We start from the raw sequence: 19,539 nt of genomic DNA on the forward strand, positions 1-19,539 counted from the left end.
CAATGGATTTAAAAATATGGATATTAGCGAAAAACAAAGTTTGAGCTTAGATCATATTCTATTAACTGTAAAAGATTATTACTCTTCATATGAAAACTTAATTAAAATAGGTTTTCAAATGACACAAATAAGTAATCACCCTTGGGGAACAGCCACAAGCTTTGCCGTATTTCAAGGAAACTTCATTGAATTAATCGGTGTTATTGACGAAACAAAATTTGGTATTAATGCTACAAATGGTTTTTGCTTTGGCCGACAAATGAATACATTCCATGCAAAAGGCGAAGATGGCATATCAATGATTGCCTTGCATTCAAAAGACACGGTAGGCGATTACTCTGAACTCAATAAACGTCACAACGAAACTCAAGGTATTGTCGATTTTCGTCGCACCATTACTCTGGAAGATGGTACTCCGGATGACGTAGTAGTTACCATCGGACTCTTCCTTGATTCTCAGCATACCGAAGCATCCAGCTTTATTTGTCATCAACACAGACCCGATCTCATTTGGAAAGATGAATGGATGGTTCACCCTAATGGCGCTATCAAAATTGAGGCGCTGACTTATGTTGGAGATGATCTGTCCTTTCTCGAGGATCGTTGGACGAAAGACTATGGTTGTATTGAGAAGACGGAGACATCTTTGGAGGTCGACACTCAGTCAGGCTTATTAAAAGCCGTTTCACCATCAGTATTCCAACAAACCTACTCGCAAATAGATCTGCCCATATCTAACAATCCGACTCCACATGTAGCAGCCGTCACTATATCAACCGTCTCACTCGAACCATTGATTGCTATATTGGATAATAATGGAGTCCCCTACTTTAGCGATCACAATCGAGTATTGGTGTCTCCTACATATGCAGGAAACGTCATACTTGAATTTATTCCATTGCAGGCAGCTAATTAATAAAGGAATGACTATGCTTACTCAACAGATACATTTTTTCGGTGCCGGACAAATGGCTGAAGCGATGATTCGCGCCACAATTAATAGTCAATGCTTCGCTGCGGATCATATTTCCTGCTTTGATATTCGACCTTCCAGAACAGTCGAACTATCACAGCAATATGGGATACTTGAGCAAGAAGACGTAGCGATAAACCTCGCTAATGCGGATATCATCGTACTCGGTGTGCGCCCTCAAGACGATTTAGTTGCTATAGCCAAGATAATTAACCAGCATGCAAAGCCTAACGCCACGTTAATTTCAATCATCGCAGGTGTTACACTCCAACAACTCGGGGAAAACTTTGGTACTGAACGTCCTATCGCACGTATCATCCCGAATACACTGACTGATACAGGGCTGGGTTACACTGGGGCGGTCTATAATGATCTGGTTGATAAAAAAATTGTCGATACCTTCGTAACCAGTTTCGGTAAAGTGATGCATGTTGCCGAAAATATGTTGGATATTTTTACTGGCTACGGTGTCGCCGGAATTAACTATGTTTACTTATTCATCGAGGCATTAGTCGATGCAGGTGTGTTAGCTGGTATGCCAAGAGAGCAAGCGAAAGCCATCGCTTATGAAAATCTTATTGGTGCCGTCGAAATGCTCAACCTCAGCAACTGTCACCCACGCCAACTACTTGATATCAACAACTCACCGGCAGGTGTCGGAATAAACGGCCTATTTGAACTTAATCAGAGTAATTTTGCCGGTGCAATTCAGAAAAGTGTTCTCACTCAGGTGCGTAGAACAACTGAACTCGCCAAAGGCAAATAAATCAGACATTCCTGCTGCTCGGTTAAGCCACCAGCAGCAGGTCAAAGAATTACTTTTCATAAGAAATTGAGTTAACAAACCACTCTTTGTAACCCTCAGGGGTTTTCACCGCAAATTCGTCATCGACTTCCTTCTTCAATAGCGCTCGAGCCATGGGGGAATCAATCGAAATGTAATCTTTTCGATCACCATAAATTTCTTCAGGACCGACGATACGGAATTTTTTTACATCACCCGCTTCGTTTTCTATTTCTACCCATGCACCAAAAAAAACCTTTCCTTCCTGCTGTGGCGAATAATCCACAATAGTTAACTCAGGAAGTAATTTGCGTAGAAAACGAACACGCCTATCTATTTGTCTTAAAAGGCGTTTATTGTATTGGTAGTCAGCGTTTTCTGATCTATCACCCAAGCTAGCCGCCCAGGTAACAATTTTGGTGACTTCAGGACGTTGCTCTTTCCATAAGTAATCAAGTTCTTGCTTAAGTTTGTTGTAGCCCTCACGGGTAATCAATTTTGTTTTCAATCTATTCTCTCTGCAGAATTGAAGTGATTGTTGGTACTTTCAGGTATCCGCTTATTTTACTGTTTTATCTGCGTCCTAAAAAATCTCTGACAACCAAATCCGACATTTATTTTACGTTTTGCGCACTACACTAGAAAATGGGGTCGATTACCCCCATATAAAACCCATTTAGCGCATTATTTGCGACAATGACATATCTGTAAAAAACATAAAGAGAAGAGCACGGATGAGCCAAGCTATCTGTAAGATTATCGCGTCAGAACTCAATGTACGCACAGAACAAGTTAATGCTGCGGTTGCCCTAATTGATGACGGCAACACAGTTCCATTCATCGCCCGCTATCGTAAAGAAGTCACGGGAGGATTGGATGATACTCAACTAAGGACTCTCGATAGCCGGCTGACCTACTTACGCGAGTTAGACGATCGACGTAAAACAATTCTCAAATCGATCGATGAACAGGGAAAACTAACCGCTGAGTTAAAACAAGAGATAGAACAAGCCGACAGTAAAACACTGTTGGAAGATTTGTACTTACCTTATAAACCTAAGCGCCGTACAAAAGGACAAATTGCCATTGAGGCAGGTCTGGAACCTCTAGCAGATTCATTGTGGTCTAACCCAAATCAAAACCCAGATGTTGCAGCGCAAGAGTTTATCAATCCAGAACTAAGCATTAATGAAGCCAAGGATGCTCTGGATGGTGCACGTGCAATCCTAATGGAGCGAATGGCAGAAGATGCGCATCTTCTGGATAAGATTAGACAATACCTAAATCGTAACGCCGTTTTAGTCTCAAAAGTGGTTTCAGGAAAAGAGCAGGAAGGTGAAAAGTTCAAAGACTATTTTGAACATGAAGAACGCATCAGTACCGTTCCTTCTCATCGAGCATTAGCGATGCTACGTGGCCGCAACGAGGGAGTATTATCACTATCACTCAATGCCGATCCCGATCAGGAAGCTGGTAGTCGAGCCGAATCTTATTGTGAAACCATCATTGCTGAACATTACGATATTCATCTAAGCGATGCGCAGGCTGATCGTTGGAGAAAACAAGTTATCAATTGGGCATGGCGTATCAAAGTCTCTATGCATATGGAAACTGAATTGATGGGCGCAATGAAAGAGCGTGCGGAAATTGAAGCCATAGAAGTCTTTGCTACTAACCTAAAAGATCTACTAATGGCGGCACCGGCAGGACCTCGTGCAACCTTGGGTCTCGACCCTGGTTTGCGTACCGGCTGTAAAGTGGCGGTAGTTGACGCCACAGGTAAGGTTTTAGATACCTGTGCGATCTATCCCCATCCACCACAAAAGCAATATGAGCAAGCCATTCAGGTTATTGGTGCTTTGGTTAAAAAACATAACGTTGATTTAATTGCTATTGGTAATGGAACGGCCTCACGAGAAACAGATGCGTTCGCAGCTGATTTAATCAAACGAGGCAATCTCAAAGTGCAAAAAATTGTCGTGAGTGAGGCTGGTGCATCGGTCTATTCCGCATCAGAACTTGCTGCGAAAGAATTCCCTGATATGGATGTTTCTTTACGAGGAGCGGTCTCTATAGCTCGTCGCTTGCAAGACCCATTGGCAGAACTGGTTAAAATCGATCCAAAATCCATCGGTGTTGGTCAGTACCAGCACGATGTCAGTCAAACGCTACTCGCCAAGCGATTGGATGCGATCGTCGAAGACTGTGTGAACGCTGTTGGTGTAGATGTAAATACAGCCTCATCAGCACTACTAACCCGCGTTGCAGGACTATCAACAACGATTGCCCAAAACATCGTTAACTACCGTGATGAAAACGGTCGCTTTAATAGTCGAACCACACTGAAAAAAGTTCCTCGCCTTGGTCCTAAAGCTTATGAGCAATGTGCTGGATTCTTACGCATTATGAATGGTAAAAATCCACTAGATGCATCAGCAGTACACCCTGAAGCCTATCCAGTTGTAGAGAAAATTGCCGATCAGAATAGTAAAAAAATTGGCATGCTCATTGGGGATACAGATTTTCTCAAGCAGCTAAAGGCCATCGACTATACCGATGACAATTTTGGTATTCCGACCATAACAGACATCATTAAAGAACTGGATAAACCAGGCCGAGATCCGCGACCTGAGTTTAAAACCGCCACTTTCGCTGATGGGATAAACGAAGTCTCCGATCTTGAACCAGGAATGGTATTAGAGGGTGTCGTATCGAACGTTGCCAACTTCGGTGCCTTCGTTGATATTGGTGTGCATCAAGATGGATTGGTTCACATTTCAGCTCTGACCGATCGTTTTGTTTCCGATCCACGTGAAGTGGTTAAAGCAGGCGATATCGTCAAAGTCAAAGTGATGGAAGTCGATATTCAACGTAAACGTATTGCTCTATCGATGCGATTGAATGATGAACCGGGACAGGACAACCGAGCGTCGAAAGCGCCGACATCCCGCAAACAGAATCACTCCCAACATCCATCTAAAGAAGCTCAGAACAGTGCTATGGGTGGAGCCTTTGCAGCGGCTTTTGCAAAAGCGAAAAAATAAAAAAACACCTACCTGATACGTCAGGTAGGTGTTTTAAGAGTACTTAAAGTACTGCAATTACTTCCGAAGGTGTATTAGGTGCGATTGCATGACCATAATGATATTTTATGACCGTTCGTCGTCTTGCCATTTTGCCTTCGGTTATCGCTGCATCAATAATGTGCTTGGGTAACCGAAACCGCATCGCATAACCTTTCCCCTGTTCTTTGCTGTAAGTGGCTAGAGCAATCAGTTTAAAAAGACGTTCCAACTCGGACTCAGGTTCGGCCTCTCCAGTCGTAATATCAACATCAGACTCTGAGTCAATATCATAGCCCGGATGATCTGAGGGATCCCACGCCGTCTGTTTTCGTCTTTTGTCTTCTGCTTTAACTTTCTTCTCAGCACTGGTTTTAGTTAGTTGTACGGTTGGTGTCACAGGCTCACGAATTTTGTTCTCTCGCGCAGTCTGTTCCGTTGGCACATTCACCGATGGGGCGATAAGTGGCACACTGACATTATTTGGTGACACAATCATAGCCGAAACCTCCTCAGCATCGCCCAACTCGTAGGTATTTTCTAATCATACCTACGAGTTAGACATAATATCGACGCATCGGTTTAAACATTTAGCCAATAGTGATTGTATTTTGCACAATATTGACATTTCTATTGGTTAGCGAAACGAATCAGCTCCTCTCTGAACTCGTTCGCCTCAGTAATAAATGGCGCATGAGACGACTGACTAAATGTAACGCTCTGCGATTCAGGCCACAGATTATCAAGGACTTTAGCAACTTTTACCGGAACCAAACCATCGAGCCTGCCATACATTCTTAACATGGGTACAGTAAGCCCACTAAGTGATTCACGTAGATCGATATTTTCAAGCATAGCCAATCCCGCTAAAAGTGCATCAGGATGAGGCTGAGGGCGTGATAGAACAGCACTTTTTAACTGTTTAACATCATTTCGGGCTGTGGGACTGCCCATTGCCTGTAATGCCATAAATCGCTCGATAGTCAGTTGGAAATTTTCTGTCAGCTGAGCGGTAAAGTCCGTCAGAACGGTCGGTTGAATACCTCGCCAATCGGATGAGGCTGCAAACTTTGGGGAACTGGCTACCGTCACTAATTTACAAACGTACTCAGGGTAATCAAGGGCTATCTTTGAAGCCACCAAACCACCCAGAGACCATCCGACCCAAATCGCATTTTTAGGCGCATTCAGCAGAACTTTCTCAATCAGCTCATCAAAGCTGATTGCTGGAGTATTCGCGCTGTTCCCGTATCCAGGTAAATCAATTACATGCACTCGAAAATCAGTTTTAAGCATCTCAGTCATGCTTTCCCAAACCGCGCCATTCATACCCCAACCATGAAGAAACACAATATCATTGCCTATACCATCCACCTGCCAATAAATATCATTCTTCATGTTCCACACTCTCCTACTATTTCCATACTTTCTGCGTGATAAAACGAAATACCATCAATACCAAATGGGTTGATTGATTAGACGCTATGTTATCCCAACACTGGAAAAATAACATTCTCCAACGAATAAACCGGTTATGCCATTTATGTGAGCGACCTTTAACGGCCTCTGAATCCCACTGGTGCCAATATTGTGCAGAATCTTTTACTGGAGTAACACGGTGTCTACGTTGCGGCTTGCCAATAGATAAAGGAAGCGACGTATGTGCGCAATGCCTGCTTACTCCTCCTAATTGGCATAAGTTGTATTGTTTAGGGGACTATCAGTACCCACTTAACCAGTATATCCATCGGATTAAACATAAAAGCGAGTTTCATTTAGTCCAACCTCTAGCTGAGTTATTCTGTCACCGACATCCGACCCTTGAACCACCGGAACTGTTCACTTTTGTTCCACTTCACTGGCGTCGATTTTTACTGCGTGGATTTAACCAAAGTGAGCAAATAGCGGCATACTTTGCACATAGATATGACAGGCCAATAGAATCGATTTTTAGAAAAACACGCCACACCCAACCACAACAACAACTCACAAAACAAGCCCGTAAAATGAATCTCAAGGCCAGTTTTAAGCTTATTAAACCACTAAAATCGCCCCACATCGCCATTGTTGATGATGTAGTAACAACTGGAAGTACCATGTCTCTTCTATGTGAAATATTGCTTGAATATGGTGTGAAAAGGATTGATATTTACTGCATATGCCGCACTTCTGCTGGGAATTAAATCTGATATCCCAATAATGGAATGAAAAAGGATTGGATCACACTGCTGACAGGAGTAAAATGGCTAACAAATATCCTACAATTTTACTCAGGTATTCGTCGTGTCAAATTCTATTACTATCACAGAATCAGCTCAAGAGCACTTTGCTAAGCTTTTAGCCCAACAACCTGAAGGCACCAACATTCGTGTATTCGTGGTTAACCCAGGAACACAAAATGCAGAATGTGGAGTGTCATACTGTCCCGTTGAAGCAGTAGAAAGCTCTGATACAGAAATCCCTTTTGCTAGTTTTACCGCTTATGTAGATGAACTCAGCCTTCCTTTTCTTGAAGATGCAGTGATCGATTTTGTTACTGATAAAATGGGTTCGCAACTTACTTTGAAAGCACCTAACGCGAAAATGCGTAAGGTATCTGACGATGCACCATTATTGGAGCGCGTTGAATATGCGATTCAAACTCAAGTCAACCCTCAACTAGCTGGTCACGGCGGTCATGTTAGTCTGATTGAAATATCGGAAGATGGTGTAGCCTTAGTTCAGTTCGGTGGCGGTTGTAACGGCTGCTCAATGGTTGATGTGACCCTAAAAGAAGGGATTGAAAAAGAACTGCTCGCTCAATTTGCAGGCGAACTCACTGCCGTTAGAGACTCAACTGAGCACGATCACGGCGATCATTCTTACATGTAAATATTCTTTTAAAAAAGCTGATGTCTCACATCAGCTTTTTTTTCGCTTATACTTTTATAAGCATATGGATTGTTATTTCAAACTTTTTAAAATTCTCATATAGTTAGAATTCATGTGCAGATTAGGAGAAAGGGTGTATGTCTGGCAAATCTAGTCCGGAGATTCTTTCTGTCGAAACGGAAGCTAAATCACGCCTCTTTACGATAGAATCACTGGATCTTCGCTTTTCCAATGGAGAAAGGCGTACATATGAGCGAATGAAGCCGGTAGGCCGTCATGCAGTCATGATGGTCCCTATCACAGAAAACGGTGACATTCTGCTTGTAAGAGAATATGCCGCAGGCACTGAGAACTATGAGCTTGGCTTTCCCAAAGGGTTGATCGATCCCGGAGAGTCTTCAGAACAGGCAGCTGTCAGAGAGCTCAAAGAAGAGATAGGCTTTGGTGCAAATAAACTGACTTACCTGAAAGAAGTAGTACTCGCTCCCTCTTATTTTTCTAGTCGTATGACCCTTTTTATTGCTGAAGATTTGTATCCGGAGCAATTACAAGGTGACGAACCCGAACCATTAGAGATTGTACGCTGGCCGCTGGCCCAAGCAGAAGAGTTATTAACCCATCTCGACTTTAGTGAAGCTCGCAGTATTACGGCTCTTCTTTTAGCCCTACGCACAATTAAAAAAAGTGGTATTGAGTAAGGAGCTCTATATGGCGGTTGATTGTTCTAATTTAATACCCGACGTTATCCAGATTGCCCGCTCCGCAGGGCAGATTATCCTCGATTACTACCAAAGTAAGTCCTACGAAGAATACACCAAGAAAGATGATACCCCTGTCACCAGCGCCGATCTCGCTGCCCATAAATTTATCACCGAAAAACTCAAATCATTAACACCTGACATTCCTGTTTTGTCAGAAGAAGCAGCCGACATTAGCTTATCAACCCGTTCTGAATGGTCTCGCTATTGGTTGGTTGACCCACTAGATGGTACTCAGGAATTTATCGCTCGAAGTGGCGACTTTGCGACGATTATTGCTTTGGTAGAAAATAATCATCCAATAATGGGCGTTGTCTACGGGCCAGTATCTGGGGTCACCTACTACGCTTACAAAGGTAAAGGGGCATGGAAAATTCCGGAAATGTCTGAAAGCGTTAAAATCGCGACTCACCACCATGAAGTACCCAATCAATCAATATCGATTGCGATAAGCCGCAGGCAAAATATCAACCGGATTACCAATCGACTTAGCACTGCTTGGAACTACGATCTTGTTCCTCTTGGTTCAGCTGCACTCAAAGCATGTTTGGTTGCAGAAGGCGCAGTTGACTGTTATTTAAGACTAGGGCCAACCGGTGAATGGGATACAGCCGCGACTCAATGTATCGTCGAAGAGGCTGGTGGTACCATAATGAGTACAAAACTCGATCCTCTGTCATACAATCTGCGAGAAACGTTAGAGAACCCAAATTTTATTGTTGTAGGTGATCCTGAGTTACCTTGGAATGATATTTTAGAAAAGAAATAATGAGTAAACAAAAAGGTGCCTAAGCGCCTTTTTTTCTGTCCTATCACCAACTACGGTTGATATTAAATCGATATCCATTTCCGTCTTTGGGCCAATTCTGCATAATATCAATTAGTGCAGATGGGACGTTCTGTTTAGGAGTAATACTTCCTTCAGCACCGAACTGCCGCTGTGCTATATGTCCTTGAGCACCAGACTGCAGCATGACTGACGATTGATTGCCTCTAAAAGCAATGTCGCTACCTTCACAAGATAAATTTACCTTCACCAGTCCAAGATCGTACTCCTGAGAAAGCACGTTTAGTTCGGCATTATTAAGCTGGATAACTCCTGAGCCGCTAGTACACAATCCCTGCTCTTTCTGCCAAATAAAATTCTGAGCGGTAACCATTCCATATCCTGACGCGCTATAAGGTACAGGAAGAGTGAGCTGCTGTACTACTTTGTCGATTGGAAATCGGATAGTGAGAGAATCGATCTCTATCTGTCCAACCGAAAGGGTCAATTTCCCTTTACCTGAGAGGTCCATACTACTGTTTTGACCAAAGCGAGTATCTAGCGCAAGTTTGCCAAGAAACAGTGCAGGCCAGTCAATTTTCCAATTCACTGCTCCTAAATCAACTGTACGATTCCCTTGTTGCCAACGAATGTTGGTCGATTTTCCGTTCCATATTGAACCACTTACATCAGATACCACCAGGGCTTTTGGTAGTTTCTGATCAAACAGAAAGATAACCTGTGCCGGAATATGAGCGATTACACTGACAAGAAAAACGGTGAACAGCAAACCACCTAAAGTCAGTTTATTTCTCACTGCAACCTCCCTGACGTCATTTGTAGTCGTTTGATTTCTACCAAGCCAGGCTGGTTACCACGGCTCAGCTCTAAAGCTTCAATCCGAATACCATATTGGCTTTGTAAGTAATCAATAAAGTCAACAAACTGGTTGAATGACGTAGGTTCAAACCAAACTTGATAACTGTCATCGCGCGGCTGCACACGAATGAGTTTCAGTCCATACTGTTGTGATGAGTTATTGATCATCTGGTTGAAAGGAATACTATTGTCGGCAGAAATTTGATCTGAACTTCTACGTAGTGAAACAATTTGATTGGCCTGATTCTCAACCCAAGTTAATAATGCCCGTTCAGATGCAGCACGTGAGCGAGCGGATTCGACACTACTGATGGCCGGTTGCACCATACCAAAATAAATAACAAATATTCCCAAAGCTATGGCTAATATCGCCATGAGATTCTGCTCTCTTTTTGACAGAGATAACCACCAGCTTTTTATTTTCGGAGACAGTTGCTTCATATTCTTAGCCTATTTCTCTGTCAATATATAGGAGCCGAAAACCTGATCATTAGAACGGTTTAAAGGGCCTTGCTGGACTGCAAAAGAAGACTCAAGCGAAAGTCTGGCATCTTCAAATGCGTTAAAATCAGTACCTTTCAGATCAATTTTGATTTCAGCCCGAGACGCATCGTAACTCATATTCTGTAAATCAATATTTTTCTTCTCGCCTAACGCTACTGCAAACTTTTCGAATAATCCCAGAACCGATTGTCCCTGAGCGCCACCAGATAATACGGCAAGCTCGGAGCTAAATTGTCGTTTGAGATAACTAACCGTCGGAATTCGTTGTTTTTGAGGAAAAATTTGCCGGAAAATTCGCTCACTTTCCTGATGCAACGCATTTGCTTCCTGATTCAATTTGACGGTTTGATAGGTCACCTGTCCGCCCCAAATAACGACAGTAAAGATTGCTGCGTAAGCGCATTTTTTCCATATTGGCCAGTATTTTCCTTTGGCTGACTTAGGCTTAAACTCACCGGTGAGCAAGGTACAATTCTGTGCGATGACGCCTTTGGAAAGAAGCTCATAGGGCTCTGAGATTTGTAGACTGATGTCTGAATCAGCCACATTTTCCATATCAACTTGACTGTGATAAACAACATCTTGTTTCTTATCAGTATTATTCGAGTTGAAAGCATCATGATAGTAACTAAGCCAACCTTGAGGTATCGTTACCCCTTGCCAGAGTCCCTGACGAATTAACCATTCATCATTCAGTTTCAAACAGTGAATATTGGAATCATCAGGTAAGGCTAAGACCTCTGGCACAACCTTACTTACCGTAATGTTCCAGGCCTTAAATCGCTCGATAATGTGAAGAAACCACGCTTTATCCAAAACTGCAGCATAGACTTTGCTGCCCTGTTTAAATAGCTGAGCAACGTGAATATTTTCAATCTCTTCTGCGACCTTATCTTCCAAAAGAAAAGGCAGCGCTTTATCTAAATGGCGCATTTTTGCAACGGGCAGCTCGACCTCTTGCAAGTTAATATCTGCACCAGATAACAGTACATAGACAGAACGGTTCTGAGACATTTCATAGAGAGTATCTAACTCATCATCAATATCAAAGCTGCCTTGATCCAAGACTTTGTTCTCTGTAAAAGACCAAGTCCACCAGATGGCAGATATACTCTGCTGATTACTTATCCGGATGATTAATGATTCGTTCATCAACTCCTCCAAACCGACGTCTTACTACATTCACGTTTTTTCTATTTCCGCTATACATTAAACTTCTGATTCTTATCTGAGACTGATTCACGTCGACTCTAGCGTCTAATTCAAAGAAAGCACTGTCGACAGTTAGGTAACCAATCGCATTGCTTAACACATTTGAATCAATTGAAGCTATTGGGCTAATGGCAATAAACTCATCCAAACTCGCCCATCCATTGGAGGGTCTTTCTTGAATGATTGACTTAGCTGCGTCTTCACTAAGATAAGGGTAAAAAAGAGCCGCCAAAAGAGGCCATTGTTCCTCAGCTACTGTATTAACATTTAAGCGCCAATCCGCAACAGGTAAGGCGCAAATTAACTGCATAAGCCGTCCCATTGACTTACCGCCAATATTCTGGATTGCTCTTATCTCACTTGCATCGGCAAGTAACCCATTCGGGGTCACATAGGATGGTGATGTACTTTCATAAAATCGGTCCTCGACCCCGTAATTTGAATTCACCACCAAATCACTGTCCAAATATTCCCATGCGGACTCAGCCGCAACCTGAGCTTCATAGCTATCGACTGACGTAGACTCAATAATGTGTTGGAGCACTTGTACCAGATACGGTTCAGAATTACTCCCTCCTGTAGCCGAAACGCCATTGAGAACATTAATATTGAAACAGGCTTGCTTATCCACAATTCTCCCTGTGACTTGCCCATAATCCAGTGGGTATGTACGAGCACCGACAGCCCAAGGCTGACTTAAGTTCGTATTGTCAGAATCCTTAAAGCTCTGTTTTATCGCCGCTTCAGCTAAACCTTCCACCCCAAGAGCATACCAATAAGCCTGTTGATAGTCGGTTTGATGGGTCGCTCGCTTAAACTGCACAAAGAGCCTTTCCGTCATTGTTGCCGCAATCGAGACCATCATCGCCAGAATCAGCATCACAATGAGTAATGCAACCCCTGCTTGCTTGCGCTTAACCATCTGAACTCTCACTCGAGTCATAGCTGGCAATAAGATAAGTTCTTTCAATTTTACCGTAGTCTTCCAACGTCAATTCCACTGAAATCGCTTTAGGCAACACACCTTCTTGTTCCCAAACGGTGTACCACTTATCTTTATAATAAAAACGAACATTGAATGCCGATACATGCTCTAAAATCGGAGTAATATTGCCTGTATCGCCAACCGTTGTATCTGGGTAGCGCCACCAAACTCTCTCGAGTTTACCTCCGTGTAAACGATAACCGACCTTGGTTACCTCTCCTCGAGGAAATTGCCACTGATGGTTTCCCCACCCCAAACGGGTGAAAAGTAAACTATAGCCCTGACCACCGAGCAGACCATCCTGCCAATATAGCTTCATCGTTTCGGCTTCTTCACCATTGGTTCGAAACTGACGATCGGCTATTTGTCTAAAATCGCTATCCAACGTGACAATAGCCTTTTGCAGTCGATTTATCTGCTCACTTTTCTTAGAAGAAACATCATTACTCACTTGAACCTGATATAAGATCTGATATGCAAGCAGACTCAACATTGCCAAAATAACGATAGCCACCAGCATTTCAATGAGCGTAAAGCCTTTAGAGTTATGACGACGATTTAGCAACATAACTCCTTACCGTCACAATAGGTGACCCATTTTTCTGGGTTGAGACAGAGACATCGAAGGCCTGTAATCGATTATTTGCAGTCGGCACCAATTTTACTGACCAAAACCATGTCCGATTTGCCATATCAGAACTTCCGGACTTGGCGGCTATTTTCTTTGGGTTGAGCATAAGTAACGCCATCTGATTATCGGCAACTAATGCTGCGAACATCTTCTCTTCAAGATATGACTCAGTATCGATATTTTGACTGACAGCCCTTATAACACTGATCGACGCTACTGCAAAAATAGCCAGAGCGACTAATACTTCGATGAGCGTCATTCCTTTAAGACGTTTCATTGCCCTTCCTTAAGGACTAAATCACCACCATCCGTCGCAGAAATACTCATTACAGAGCCATTTTTCTTGTTTATCGTTAACGTGAATGACGTCATCATGCCATTGGGATAAATCATAATTTGTGGCTCAGATTTTGGTTTATCGGACAATGCATCGTCATCACTATTAGGTTGGTAAAGTCTCTCCTTATCGAGCCAAACATCACCACCAGCCGATACTATGATTTGCTCATCTGATGCAAGCTGTAGCTCTGAGTTCATCATTTCATTAGGAACTGGAGCCCACGTTCCTTTTAGCCACTGCGTAAACACAACGGAGGGTGGGTTGTCAGTTACAGTTACTCCATAGCTTCTTCCGCTAAGAATCGCATCTTCCTGAAGTAAACTTATCCTCTGATAAAGCGAATGAGCATCACGGTCATCGGCATCTGAACTTCCAAAAGGAATTGAAGAGATGGCAACAATACTCACCAGAGCCATGACAACTAAAACCAACAATATTTCCAATAACGTGAAACCTTGTTGGTTTTGCTTTCTAATCACAATAGCACTCATGCAGATTAGATTTATTCGTAATCCAGCATATTCCAGTTACCAATATCCGCATTGGCACCCTCGCCACCTTCTTGTCCATCAGCACCATAGGTGAAAACATCTACAACACCATGGTCTCCAGGGCTTAAGTACAAATACGGTCTGCCCCAAGGATCATTTGGCAATCGTTTAATATAACCGCCATCACGATAGTTGCGAGGTTCTGGATTAGAAGGTTTCGTTGCCAGGGCTTCAAGCCCTTGGTCAGTTGTAGGATAGACACTGTTATCAAGCTTATAAGTATCCAACGCATTTTCTAAAGCCACGATATTGGCTATCGCGATTTTCTGATCCGCTTTTTCCTTGTTCCCCATTAAATTAGGAACAACCACACTAGCAAGGAGACCGATAATGACGATTACAACCATGAGCTCCAGTAGCGTAAAACCCGTCTGACGTTTTTTATTCATTTGTATATCAACCTTAAATTATGTGTGATTCTAACGAGACATTAGATTATTCATTTCGAGAATTGGCATCAGCGTAGCCATAACAATAAAGAGAACAAACCCAGCCATAATGGCTATCAGTGCTGGCGTAAAGAGACCGAGTGCAATATTCACGGTCGACTCAAACTGATTATCTTGGTTATCCGCTGCACTGATCAGCATATTTTCAAGCTCTCCACTTTGTTCTCCACTAGCAATCATATGCAGCATCATAGGAGGAAATAGACTGGTCGTTTGTAACGCTTTTCTCAAGCTAGTTCCTTCACGGACTCTATCCGTCGCTTCTTCGACCTTTTTCTTCATGAAGACATTAGTGACAACATCGCCAGCCACCTTCATCGCATCTAGGATAGGAATATTACTCGAAGCACAAATTGCCAGTGTTCGCGCAAAGCGAGCCGTATTCAGCCCCTTAACTACGGTACCCAGTAATGGTAGCGAGATTATTTTTTTATCAAATTTCAGTCGATATTCACTCTGAGCCAAAAGCCATCGACAACTAAGCCAAATCAGAGTGCCCAAGATCAAAATAAACCACCACCATTGCTGAGCAAACTCGCTCATCGCAATTAAAACATGAGTTGACGTGGGTAAGTCTTGTCCAGTTTGAATAAACTGATCGATAATTTTCGGCACCACCGCGGTAAGTAAAATAGTAATAATGGCCAAAGAAAACACCATCAGAATAATGGGATAAAGTAGTACTTGCAGGATCTTATTACGCATGGATTGACGGTGTTCGGTATACGATGCTAAACGCTCTAAAATGAGATCTAAGTGACCTGACTTTTCTCCCGCAGACACCATAGCTCTGTATAGCTGATCAAAAATATTAGGGAACTCATTTAACCCATCCGCAAGCGTATACCCTTCATTGACCTTAGCTCTAACCGTTGTGATAACTGCTCGAACCTTTGGCTTTTCCGCCTGTTCAGAAATAGCCTGTAGGCAGGCTTCCAACGGCATTCCGGATTTGAGTAATGTTGACAACTGACGGGTAAACAGCGCTATTTCATGAATATTCATCCGTCCAGAGACACTTCGCTGCTTAGCTGAAGATGAACGGATATTGCTTTTACCCTTCCCAGTTTCAACTGAAACAGGGATTAAGCCCTGATTTTTAAGAGATTGGCGAATCTGCCGAGCACTATCCCCCTCAAGAACGCCTTTCTTTGTTCTTCCTTTATTATCTATCGCCTGATACTCAAAAACTGCCATTAGGATTCCTCGGTCACTCTCACTACCTCTTCTATAGTAGTGATACCTAGCCTAACTTTATCTAATCCATCATGACGAATACTTGGAGTACGTTTACGCATGTAAGCTTCAATTTCCTGTTCACTAGCATTTTTATGAATCAGTGATGTAACAACATCATCAACAATTAATAATTCATGGATACCAGTCCTACCTTTGTAGCCTTTGAAGTTACATTTTTCACATCCTTTCGCTGCGTATAAAGTTAAGTTCTCAGCAGAAGACAGATTAAAATATGCCTTTTGTGTGTCACTCGCTAAATAAGATTCACGGCAATCAGGGCAAAGCGTTCTCACTAACCGCTGAGCAAGCACTCCAATTAGTGATGAGGAGATAAGAAAAGATTCGATACCCATATCTTTTAAGCGTGTAATAGCACCGATCGCTGTATTGGTGTGTAAAGTCGACATCACCAAATGCCCAGTTAGTGAGGCCTGCACAGCAATCTGGGCTGTCTCAAGATCACGTATCTCACCAACCATTACAACATCAGGGTCCTGACGCAATATGGCTCGAAGTCCACGAGAAAATGTCATATCGACTTTGGGATTGACTTGTGTCTGACCAATACCATCAATATCAAACTCGATAGGATCTTCGACTGTGAGAATATTTTTTTCATTACAATCGAGCTCTTGAAGTCCTGCATATAACGTGGTCGATTTACCCGAACCAGTAGGACCAGTAACCAATAAGATGCCATGAGGTCGCTGAATCAAAGTACGAAAAGCTTCATGATTAGACTCGGTCATTCCCAAGCTGTATAGGTCCAAACGTGTCGCATTCTTATCAAGTATCCTCAATACGACTCGCTCACCATGGGAAGAAGGCATGGTAGAAACCCTAACATCTACTGCCCGGCCACCAATTCGCAACGATATACGCCCATCCTGAGGCACACGCTTTTCAGCGATATCAAGTCTGGCCATTACTTTAACTCTAGAGACAAGCAAAGGAGCAAGCTTTCTATTTGGTGTCAAAACGTCCCGCAAAACACCATCAACTCGAAAACGAATCGACAAGGATGTTTCAAACGTCTCAATATGAATATCGGATGCGCCTTCTTTAATTGCCTCACTTAACATGGCATTAATTAGCTTGATAATTGGAGCATCATCGTCCGAATCGAGTAAATCCTGATTTTTTGGTAATTCTTCTGCTAGTGAAAAGAAGTCTTCATCCGAACTTAGATTTTCCATAATCTGCCGTGCTTCAGAGGCGTCTTTTTGATACACCTCCGTCAATACAGCTTCAAAATCATCATCCTTAATGCTAGTAAGGCTAAATGGTACTTTTAGAACTCTATGAGCCTCTTGAAGAGCCTCTAGATTGAGAGGCTCAACGTAAAACAGTGTCTCTGGCTCGGTATAAACCAACTTAAAACGGCTGGCAAAACCATAGGGCAAGCGTTCCATTGTTACTCCTTCTTAGATTCCATTTGATCTATGAAAGCTTGTATCTCTGGAGCATGTTGAATATCTTGGCCAAACTCAGGCATGACAGGTGGCTTCTTATCACCCATCAGTTTTAAGTTATCCTGAGCCTTATAAAGCTGTTCCGCGCGCAAGTAGTTATATTTACGCTGAGTAACGCCATCAGCTGTCACGCCATCGCGAATAATGGTTGGCTTGATAAATACCATTAGATTCTTCTTCTCAACCTTAGTGCTGGTCGAGCGGAATAAATAACCTAAAAGAGGAATATCGCCCAGAAGCGGCACTTTAGATTCACTTTCTTGTGTACGCTCATCAATCAGCCCCCCCAAAACCAACATCTGCCCGTCTTGAACCATGACAGTCGTATTGAGTTGACGTTTTCCGAATCGAACATCTACTGCGCCATCAGCGGCTAAAACATTGGAGACTTCTTGCTCGATATTGAGTTGAACTGAGTCACCTTCGTTAATTTGCGGCACAACTTTTAACTTTATACCGACTTCCTTACGGTCAACCGTTTGGAATGGATTGCTATTATTCGAACTGGATGTCGAACCTGTTAAAACCGGCACTTCTTCGCCAACGATAAAGGACGCTTCACCATTGTCCATTACGGTGATGCTTGGAGAAGACAAAATATTGGACTGTGAATCCGTGGAAACCGCATTAATCAATGCAGTCCAGTCACCCATCATAATACTTACAGCTGCACCTTCTACACCACTTAGCGCATCCGCTAAGCTAGAATAATCGCCGGAGTTTGTCGTGGTATAAGAGTGACGTGTACCGCTACTATCATAGTAGTATTCTGTCGCTGTCTGGTCTTTGGCTTCTTCTAAGCCGACCATGACATCTCCAATATTACTCCCCGTATTACCGTACTGAATCACTGAACCACTTTCTATCGACCCCCATTGGACACCGAGATTGATGCCATCCCCTTCATTCATCTCAACTATCAGAGCTTCTATCAGAACTTGGGCCCGACGAATATCAAGCTGAGAGATTACATTTAACATCGACTTCATAATGTCATGAGGGGCGGTTAGAACAAGAGAGTTCGTTGCATCATGCGCAGCAATCATCACATCCCCGCTAGCAGTGCTAACGTTAGCGACAGAGGAACCTGATGAAGACGCGCCAGAGCTAGGCGTAGAGCCACCACCAGAAACACTAACCGTACCTTTATTTTTACTCTGAGCCTGCATATTCTCCGACACGCCCTTTAGTACGTTAACCATATCTTTTGCTTTGGCATATTTGAGGTAGACAACACGGGTATTCCCTTGAGTCGCCATCTCAACATCCATCTGAGTAATCAAGTTATGGATTCTCGTACGCACTTTAGGTTCACCAGAAATGAGAACAGAGTTTGTTCTTTCATCAGCAACCAGTTTAGGCTTTAACATATCAGGTGTATCTTTTGCGTCTGCTTTATTCAAAGCATCTACAATACGAACAATTTCTGATGCTGATGCATTGCGTAACGCAACAACATCCACATCAGTATTACCAACCTGATCAACGCGACGAATAATTTCAGCTAGGCGATCAACAACCGCTGATGTACCAGTAAGAAGGATGATATTGGCTGGATCGTAATGCACGACATTACCAGAGCCCGCATTATTGACGAGTTGACGCAATAATGGAGATAACTCTTTTACAGAAACGTTATGAACTGCAACCACTCGGGTAATAACACTATCGGCATACGTTTTATCCCCATCCCCGACAACAGGAATGGCAGACATTTTCGCATCTTTTGCTTTTACTACTTTGAGCACGCCATCTTTCATTTCAATGACAGAAAAACCGTAAACTTCCAAAACGTTTAGAAAGAAACTGTAGTACTGTTTTTCAGTCAGAGCGTCGTAACTCTTAACATCTATTTTCCCGCGGACAGAAGGATCAACAATGATTGTTTTATGTAAATTACGCCCAACAATATTGATGAACTCTTGAATATCCGTGCCTTTAAAACTCACATTATATTCGTTCGCTAACGCTAACGGAGAAAAAACGAGGCTTCCCGCTAATAACCATGTACTTCTTTGTCGTAGCCAATGCTTCACGTCTTATTTACTCCTAAATCACTGTGT

21 protein-coding genes are annotated in these 19,539 nt (G+C 42.8%); 7 read left to right on the forward strand and 14 right to left on the reverse strand.

Annotation, left to right across the window (positions count from 1 at the left end):
- Window positions 1-16: 16 nt before the first annotated feature.
- Together EES38_RS19835 and EES38_RS19840 are read left to right on the forward strand one after the other, a co-directional pair.
- Window positions 17-916, forward strand: a complete 900-nt coding sequence (locus EES38_RS19835; RefSeq protein ID WP_124938964.1) for a VOC family protein — start codon at window positions 17-19, stop codon at window positions 914-916.
- A gap of 13 nt (window positions 917-929) precedes the next feature.
- On the forward strand, window positions 930-1,739 hold the full coding sequence (locus EES38_RS19840) for a pyrroline-5-carboxylate reductase family protein (protein WP_124938965.1): 810 nt from the start codon (window positions 930-932) through the stop codon (window positions 1,737-1,739).
- Window positions 1,740-1,788: 49 nt separating this feature from the next.
- Here the strand turns inward: EES38_RS19840 and greB are convergent, their stop codons facing one another.
- Complete coding sequence (gene greB / locus EES38_RS19845) at window positions 1,789-2,265, reverse strand: transcription elongation factor GreB (protein ID WP_124938966.1); 477 nt, start codon at window positions 2,263-2,265, stop codon at window positions 1,789-1,791.
- A 226-nt stretch (window positions 2,266-2,491) separates the two neighbouring features.
- Here greB and EES38_RS19850 point away from each other — a divergent pair, with 226 nt between their 5' ends.
- Window positions 2,492-4,801 carry a Tex family protein gene (locus EES38_RS19850; RefSeq protein ID WP_124938967.1) on the forward strand — a complete coding sequence of 770 codons (2,310 nt, stop codon included), beginning with the start codon at window positions 2,492-2,494 and terminating at the stop codon, window positions 4,799-4,801.
- A 43-nt stretch (window positions 4,802-4,844) separates the two neighbouring features.
- On the opposite strand, the gene EES38_RS19855 is transcribed toward EES38_RS19850, so the two are convergent.
- Both EES38_RS19855 and bioH read right to left on the reverse strand, forming a co-directional pair.
- Window positions 4,845-5,318, reverse strand: a complete 474-nt coding sequence (locus tag EES38_RS19855; protein ID WP_166434308.1) for an ATP-dependent Lon protease — start codon at window positions 5,316-5,318, stop codon at window positions 4,845-4,847.
- 131 nt (window positions 5,319-5,449) lie between these two features.
- Entirely contained in the window at window positions 5,450-6,217 is a 768-nt protein-coding gene (gene bioH / locus EES38_RS19860; RefSeq protein ID WP_124938969.1) for a pimeloyl-ACP methyl ester esterase BioH, read from the reverse strand.
- Between the two features lie 236 nt (window positions 6,218-6,453).
- On the opposite strand from bioH, the gene EES38_RS19865 reads away from it, so the two are divergent.
- The 4 genes from EES38_RS19865 to cysQ all read left to right on the forward strand — a co-directional run bounded on the left by EES38_RS19865 (window position 6,454) and on the right by cysQ (window position 9,217).
- Window positions 6,454-7,002: a ComF family protein gene (locus tag EES38_RS19865; RefSeq protein ID WP_166434309.1), complete on the forward strand. Its 549-nt coding sequence runs from the start codon at window positions 6,454-6,456 to the stop codon at window positions 7,000-7,002.
- A 100-nt stretch (window positions 7,003-7,102) separates the two neighbouring features.
- Window positions 7,103-7,690, forward strand: coding sequence for a Fe-S biogenesis protein NfuA (gene nfuA, locus EES38_RS19870; protein WP_124938971.1), 588 nt, complete (start codon window positions 7,103-7,105; stop codon window positions 7,688-7,690).
- 137 nt (window positions 7,691-7,827) lie between these two features.
- Window positions 7,828-8,388: an ADP compounds hydrolase NudE gene (gene nudE, locus EES38_RS19875; protein ID WP_124938972.1), complete on the forward strand. Its 561-nt coding sequence runs from the start codon at window positions 7,828-7,830 to the stop codon at window positions 8,386-8,388.
- Between the two features lie 10 nt (window positions 8,389-8,398).
- Complete coding sequence (gene cysQ, locus EES38_RS19880) at window positions 8,399-9,217, forward strand: 3'(2'),5'-bisphosphate nucleotidase CysQ (protein ID WP_124938973.1); 819 nt, start codon at window positions 8,399-8,401, stop codon at window positions 9,215-9,217.
- A 43-nt stretch (window positions 9,218-9,260) separates the two neighbouring features.
- On the opposite strand, the gene EES38_RS19885 is transcribed toward cysQ, so the two are convergent.
- Genes EES38_RS19885 through gspD form a run of 11 tightly spaced genes read right to left on the reverse strand, consistent with a single transcriptional unit; the run spans window position 9,261 to window position 19,512 of the window.
- Complete coding sequence (locus EES38_RS19885; protein ID WP_124938974.1) at window positions 9,261-10,031, reverse strand: type II secretion system protein N; 771 nt, start codon at window positions 10,029-10,031, stop codon at window positions 9,261-9,263.
- Window positions 10,028-10,534 (reverse strand): type II secretion system protein M, encoded by a 507-nt coding sequence (locus EES38_RS19890; protein WP_124938975.1) that lies wholly within the window; start codon window positions 10,532-10,534, stop codon window positions 10,028-10,030. The genes EES38_RS19885 and EES38_RS19890 overlap by 4 nt, the downstream gene beginning before the upstream one ends.
- A 9-nt stretch (window positions 10,535-10,543) precedes the next feature.
- Window positions 10,544-11,749, reverse strand: coding sequence for a type II secretion system protein GspL (gspL, locus tag EES38_RS19895; RefSeq protein WP_124938976.1), 1,206 nt, complete (start codon window positions 11,747-11,749; stop codon window positions 10,544-10,546).
- Window positions 11,718-12,731: a type II secretion system minor pseudopilin GspK gene (gene gspK, locus EES38_RS19900; protein ID WP_124938977.1), complete on the reverse strand. Its 1,014-nt coding sequence runs from the start codon at window positions 12,729-12,731 to the stop codon at window positions 11,718-11,720. Before gspK ends, gspL begins: the two co-directional genes overlap by 32 nt.
- Entirely contained in the window at window positions 12,724-13,362 is a 639-nt protein-coding gene (gene gspJ / locus EES38_RS19905; RefSeq protein WP_124938978.1) for a type II secretion system minor pseudopilin GspJ, read from the reverse strand. The genes gspK and gspJ overlap by 8 nt, the downstream gene beginning before the upstream one ends.
- Entirely contained in the window at window positions 13,340-13,702 is a 363-nt protein-coding gene (gene gspI / locus EES38_RS19910) for a type II secretion system minor pseudopilin GspI (RefSeq protein WP_124938979.1), read from the reverse strand. The genes gspJ and gspI overlap by 23 nt, the downstream gene beginning before the upstream one ends.
- On the reverse strand, window positions 13,699-14,244 hold the full coding sequence (locus tag EES38_RS19915) for a GspH/FimT family protein (RefSeq protein ID WP_166434310.1): 546 nt from the start codon (window positions 14,242-14,244) through the stop codon (window positions 13,699-13,701). The genes gspI and EES38_RS19915 overlap by 4 nt, the downstream gene beginning before the upstream one ends.
- 23 nt (window positions 14,245-14,267) lie before the next feature.
- Window positions 14,268-14,705 (reverse strand): type II secretion system major pseudopilin GspG, encoded by a 438-nt coding sequence (gspG, locus tag EES38_RS19920; RefSeq protein WP_166434311.1) that lies wholly within the window; start codon window positions 14,703-14,705, stop codon window positions 14,268-14,270.
- A 30-nt stretch (window positions 14,706-14,735) separates the two neighbouring features.
- Window positions 14,736-15,962: a type II secretion system inner membrane protein GspF gene (gene gspF / locus EES38_RS19925; RefSeq protein WP_124938982.1), complete on the reverse strand. Its 1,227-nt coding sequence runs from the start codon at window positions 15,960-15,962 to the stop codon at window positions 14,736-14,738.
- Window positions 15,962-17,416 (reverse strand): type II secretion system ATPase GspE, encoded by a 1,455-nt coding sequence (gene gspE, locus EES38_RS19930; RefSeq protein ID WP_124938983.1) that lies wholly within the window; start codon window positions 17,414-17,416, stop codon window positions 15,962-15,964. Before gspE ends, gspF begins: the two co-directional genes overlap by 1 nt.
- A gap of 2 nt (window positions 17,417-17,418) precedes the next feature.
- Entirely contained in the window at window positions 17,419-19,512 is a 2,094-nt protein-coding gene (gspD, locus tag EES38_RS19935; protein ID WP_124938984.1) for a type II secretion system secretin GspD, read from the reverse strand.
- Window positions 19,513-19,539: the final 27 nt, after the last annotated feature.

Source organism: Vibrio viridaestus (assembly GCF_003856525.1).
Lineage (GTDB): Bacteria > Pseudomonadota > Gammaproteobacteria > Enterobacterales > Vibrionaceae > Vibrio > Vibrio viridaestus.